This is a genomic window from Bartonella sp. AS69XJJH (assembly GCF_042195585.1).
Lineage (GTDB): Bacteria > Pseudomonadota > Alphaproteobacteria > Rhizobiales > Rhizobiaceae > Bartonella.
Genome location: NZ_JBHIOO010000035.1, coordinates 1 through 6,215, shown reverse-complemented (window position 1 = coordinate 6,215; position 6,215 = coordinate 1). Strand labels below are relative to the sequence as shown.

At 33.2% G+C, this 6,215-nt stretch carries 3 protein-coding genes; all 3 read right to left on the bottom strand.

Annotated features, from left to right (window positions below):
* Positions 1–124: 124 nt before the first annotated feature.
* A complete protein-coding gene (locus ACFIK6_RS08775) occupies positions 125–1,288 on the bottom strand; it encodes a hypothetical protein (protein WP_375677558.1) in 1,164 nt (387 codons plus the stop codon).
* Positions 1,289–1,372: 84 nt separating this feature from the next.
* Positions 1,373–2,011, bottom strand: a complete 639-nt coding sequence (locus tag ACFIK6_RS08770; RefSeq protein WP_375677557.1) for a hypothetical protein — start codon at positions 2,009–2,011, stop codon at positions 1,373–1,375.
* A gap of 1,729 nt (positions 2,012–3,740) precedes the next feature.
* Positions 3,741–6,215, bottom strand: a 2,475-nt coding sequence (locus ACFIK6_RS08765) for a type ISP restriction/modification enzyme (RefSeq protein WP_375642228.1), incomplete at its 5' end; no start/stop codon positions are given.

Sequence of the window (6,215 nt, the reverse complement as noted above, 5' to 3'; positions counted from 1 at the left end):
TAGTTAATTCATATTTTTTGCACATAAAGATACCCTCACAATCTAATGTGATAAACGTTTGATAAAATTTGGAATGGAAGAATTTGATTAGAAAGCAGGCGCCCCCACAACGCCCATGCTTTATTTAAGCAGCTTCATTTATAGTTTTGTTATTATTCCCAATATCATCATAAATTTTTTGATTGCCATCAACTATAGCATTGCCAAAGATTTTTACTAAGTAACAAACATATACATTGTCAGAAACGACGGCATTATCGTAAACATGAGCAGCCCAATCAATACGAGCAGAGCCTAATATTTTTGCATTGCCATAAACAAAGCCCCTTACATAAGCACTATCAGCAATTTTCGCATTGTCAGAGATTTTTGCATCAAAAATGATATTAGCTTTATTACAAACAAAGGCATTGTCATAAACTTGACCACGAACGATAGCATTGTCATTAATTTTTGCATTGCCATAAACATGAGCATTTGCACCGAAAACCCATGCATCATCATTAACAACGGCATTGCCATAAACTTTAGCATTTCTATTAATACAAGCATTATCATGTATTTTTGCATTGTCAGAAACGACAGCTTCCCAAAAAACGGTAGCATTATCATAAACCCAGCAATTGCCATCATGAGAGAGATTGCTTTCATTTTCGATAAAACCACCTAAATCACCAGTCTTTACATCAGAAAAATCTCTAATGGCTTTAATGCGGTGTAAAGTATGACCAGCCACACAACGCGTTTCATTCGTAAATTCGTATTTTTTTGTTATAGGTAAAGAAACACAAGTGTCATCAGAAATTTGAGATGCAAGATTAATCGTTTCATTGTCTTCAATACGTGTATACCAATTAATAAAAGCATTCCCATAGACTTTTGCATTGTCTCTTATAACAGCCTTATCACATACAGCGGCGTTATTAAAAACACGAGCATGTTTGTAAACAAAAGCATATCCAAAAACCAAGGCATTATCATGTATTTTTGCATTGTCATAAACACTAGCAAAATCAAATACCTTTGCATTATCACAAACCGTTGCATTATCGAAAACACGAGCATAATTAAAAACAGTAGCATTATCAGAAACAAGAGCATTATTATAAACACAAGCCTCATTAGCTACCCAGCAATTACCATCATGAGAGAGGTTATCTTCCTTTTCAATAAAGCCCCCTAAAGTACCTGCTTTAACATCAGCAAAGTCTTTTAATGCTTTAATGCGATAAAGGGTATGATTATTAATTACACGTGTCTCATTTGTGAGTGCAAATTTCTTTTGCATGGCACAATTCCTTTATAAGAAGATTTAATTTTTAAAATGAGATGTTTTAAAGAGGGGCGCCCCCGCCGCGCCCGCGCGTGTCAATTACGCAGCTTCTTTTAATGACTGATCGTTATAGACAATTTCTTTACTACAGACTTCAATATTATTGCGAACCCAAGTATCCCCTTTAATGATCGCATTGCGAAAAATCTTTACATTTGCAAAAATACAAGCATATCCAGAAATTTTCGCATTGCCATAAATTTTTGTATCATTAAAGACACAAGCGTAATAATGAACGCAAGCATTATCAAAAATATGAGCATCCGGATAAATGCGTGCAAAACCATAAACCTTGGCATTGCCATAGACTTGACCAGCCACAACAGCCTTGCCATAAACACGGGCGTTTTCATAAATGCAAGCAACATTGTTTACATGAGCATAGCCACTTACAACGGCATTATCGTAAACCCGTGCATTGCTATAAACCTTGGCTTTCCCTCCGACCCAGCAATTGCCCTCATGAGAGAGGTTGCTTTCACCTTGTATAAAACCACCTAAATCGCCTTTTTTTACATCTCCAAAATCTCTTAAAGCTCTAATCCTATGAAGGGTTTTAAAGCCAACCTCTATTGTCTCACCTGTAAATTCGTATTTTTTTGCAGGATTTTGTTGATTAACGGGCGCGGTTGCATTTGAAATGGAAGAGATAACGGGGATATTGTTTGAATTTGTCATAGTTAAAACCTTAACGTTAAATTGTTTGTTATTGACGCTCTTAACAAGCATCGGGCGCTAACAAACACGGCGTTAAGTCCGTTGCTTACACTTTCCCCATAGGGTATTGTATGGTGTAAGCACACCCGACAGAGTCATTATATGCTAGTTAAAACATAAAAGACAGTCAGTATTTTAAAGACATGGGAAAGGTTGTATCGTAACCTATCCGCTTAACGAAAGTGTTTGTTAATCACTTGAGTATTTATGTAACAAAATACGTATTTATTGTCAAATATTATTTTATCTTTTTTGATATTTTTTCTTATTTTTTTAATACGTTGTGTATTAATAATATCTTATGCTTATTAATTTCTTCTTTTATATTTATGTGCTTTTAAAGCTATATTATGTTCTTTGTGAAACGATTGCATTATTTTCTGAATCTATACATTTATAATATTTAGAAACGCTCTCATCATGCGTATTTTTATCTTTACAACCTATCATGTTTTTTACTAAATGGTTTTAAAGATTTCTGTTAATTTCTTTTAATAACACATTTGCAACTTAACAGCTTTTTATAGGGACTGTTTTTATAACCAATGCTTTCATTTGCATGTGATTATGAAAGCCTGCTTTTTTCACGCGTGCTTTATAGCTGTTATGTTCTTTATAGCCACCGCATCATTTTTCATTTTCATAAGAGAAATGATAAATAGGATAATTGTGATTTATAAACCGTTATGAAAACATCTCAATAGAAACTGATAATTATAGAGATGAGCAAAATCCCTTTTAATAGACTTTTGTCATTTTTGTCAGTTTAGTCAGTTAACTCTAACCCCTATAGTATTTTTTTAATGAGATAAAAAATTAAAACATTATATTTCAATAGGTTGGCATTTTAATGATACAACCCTTATTAAGATACAACCCATAAATACAATTAATAATATATATTTGTCAGTTATCTGTCAGTAAATTGAACTGACAAAAGTAATCATTTTAGTGAGTGATTAAAACGTGCTTTATGAAAAGCATATGAAAGTAAAAACTGATTACGTTATTAAAATCCCTTGTATGAATTTTTATCAGTTTATTTAAATAGATAACCTTATGATTTTAGTGAGTGATTAAAACACGTCTTAAAAAAACATATGATCCTTTAAAGCCTTTCAAAAGAAAGGGGGTATAATCATAAGAAATGCTATCAAGATCATTATGGTTATGAGTTTTGAAGAGGTTTTGAGTTTTGACGGTTGCTGCTTTTATATAAAAAATAGCAAAAAATAAAAACATTATATTTCAATGTGTTAATATTTTACAGATCTTTAAAAAACAACCTCTATTGATAATACAACCTCTAAATTCAACTAATAATATACGTTTTGAAGGTATTTTGACGGTTTTTACACCTTCAAAACCTATAAGCAAAATGAATATACATAACTCTTTTTAAACAAAGCTTTTGAAAATAATAAAGCTATCATTTGAGATTGCGATATAATCTTTTAAAGGCAATCCAAAAGAAGCGTATTCACTTTAAGATAGGGTTTCTTAAAGTCTTAAAGCAATCCAAATAAGAGTATCTAAAAGTGCAAATGATTTCTTTTTAGAATAACGCATATAAACACTCTTTTTAAAGATTATATCTAATCAACTTAACAAGAGAGGTATAGATTATGGTTATAAGCTCTATACCCCTTATGAGTTTATCATACCCGTTATGTGAGCATGCTTTATAAGTCTATTCAGTTTCTCTAATTTCCAATTTTGGTAGGTTCTTAACAATTTTCATTGTCTCTAAACTTACAGTAATAACCCTTTGAAATAACTCTAATGGATAAGCAGGATTGCCAACGGTTTCAACAGCATAGCGATTGGCATCATTAACAATGCCACTCTTTTTATCAGTCTTAACACATTGACGTCCCATAACCCATTCAAGAGCGGGTCTACCATTGACGATATATTCATAAGCCTCAAGAGGGATATCTGTTATTGTGATATTGCTGTTATAAATAACAGTTGATTTATCTTTCTCTTTACCTGCTTTTGCGAATTTCATTTCAGTCACGTAATAGAATTTCTCAAGATTAGAGATATCAGTCAGTTTTGGATTACCCTTTTTAAAGTTCACTGGATAAGGCTCTACATCTTCATAGTTTACGTGCAAATGACCGAGTTCACGCCCTGCTGTTACAAATTTCCAAAAATCATCAGCAGTTTTTACACAAGGGATACGAGGCAATTCTTTAGAGAGGTTATCAGCATAACGGGCACGATAATCTTCTGAATGTAAGATTCCATAAACGTAATAGAACAAATCATCTTTCGTGATAGTTTCATTAGGATAAGCAGCTTTAAAATGTGCTAATCCTTCATCCGTAATGGCATCACGGCGTTGTAAACCAGCTGTTTGGCTGTCTTCTGTAAATAAATGGGATTGTTGCTTATTTTTACCTTTTGAAACCGTAGTATTTTCGTAAAAATATCTTGGAAAGCATTGACCATTCTCTATTACCTTAAAATCAGGCACAGCCTTACTCATAAATGTAGAAAAATCGTTCATTGCTCCTATACCGGTAATTTGTATGACTTTATTTTCAATTGCTTTTTCCATAGGGAATATACAAGGCATTTGATAAATTCTATGGTTAAAAATACGATTGTAGTAAAGCCATTGTTCGGTAAAGGGACGATAAAGGGTTTGAACTAAGCAACCACTTTCAAATTCAAAAAAACTTCCCCTTGTTAATTCTTGTTTGAGACTACTGCTCCAACTAATCTTTGTAGCATCAATATTAACGAAGTTATCTACGGCTTTGATACGTGCTTTACGGTCAGCATGTATATAAGTATCATTAAACCGTTCTACTTCGCTATTATAGAAGACAATCATATTACTCATGTTTTTTGATAAAGCTTTACGGCTTGCATTATATGCCCACGCATCACGACTAGTTACAACGCCAAGAGAAAATGTTTCAAAGAGCTTTTTATCATGATTTCTCTTATCACCTATTGCTAAAAAAATTTTGAAACTGTCATCACGTTGATTTATCCAATCACCATGCTCGTCAGGTGTAATTATTTTCCAGCTTGATTTATTAGTGATACCATCAATACTATCAAAGTATTCGAGAGCAGTAAGTTTTTCTTTTGTCGTGAGATTCTTACCAATATCATGATAATAAATCTTACACTCTCCAGAAGCATTGGGATTTTTGATAAATAACGTTACAGCAATACCCGTCATACTTCCATTACCAAAAACATTTTCTCCTTCTTGAGAATTATTTTTATTCATCATACTTTTACGAATATCCCCCCGTAAATTAAGTACATAAATGCTTGTAAATTCTTTGGCTAAAGATTTTCGTAAACCGTCCATTGTTGATTTATCTATATAACCAGAACCAGAAACAAAACCAATAACACCACGGTCTTTTATACGGTCGCTTGCCCAGCGGATAGCACGAATATAACTATCATACAGACCTCTTATAAGGCTTGCCTTCGATTGAGCCGCATAAGTTTCACGAATACGTTTATCTAAAATCGGATAAGAAGTATTCTTTGCGTTATCATTTTCGTTCTTTTGCCCTATCGAATAAGGAGGATTGCCAAAGATAACTTCAATATTGAGGTTTTTCTGATGTTCTAAATATTCACTGTTTTCTTTAAATAATTTTTGTAGCAGATTTTTCTCTTCAAGCATCCGAAACGTATCGGTTAAACCAATATGCTTGAAAGGGATATACTCACCTTTCATAAGACTATGATAAGTCGATTCAATGTTAATCGCTGCTATGTAATAAGCGAGTAAAACAATCTCATTGGCGTGGATATCATGACGGAATTTATATTCCATATCCTCTGGTTTGATGAGATTCGATTGTAAAAGCCGTGTGATAAAGGTACCAGTACCTGTAAAAGGGTCAAGAATAGAGACACCACGTGACCCTAGGCTTTTTCCAAATTCATTGCGTAACACTTCATCAATAGAATGAATGATAAAATCCACAACCTCAACGGGCGTATAAACAATCCCAAGTCTATCGGTGGTTTTCTTAAATGCCTTGGTAAAAAAATCCTCATATAGTTTGATAATAAGGTTTTGTCTTGCTTGGGGGGAGGTAATTCCAGAGGCACGGAATTTTACGCTGTCATAAAACTCTTGTAATTCTTGAGATACCTCTTCAATATTGGTTTTATCGAG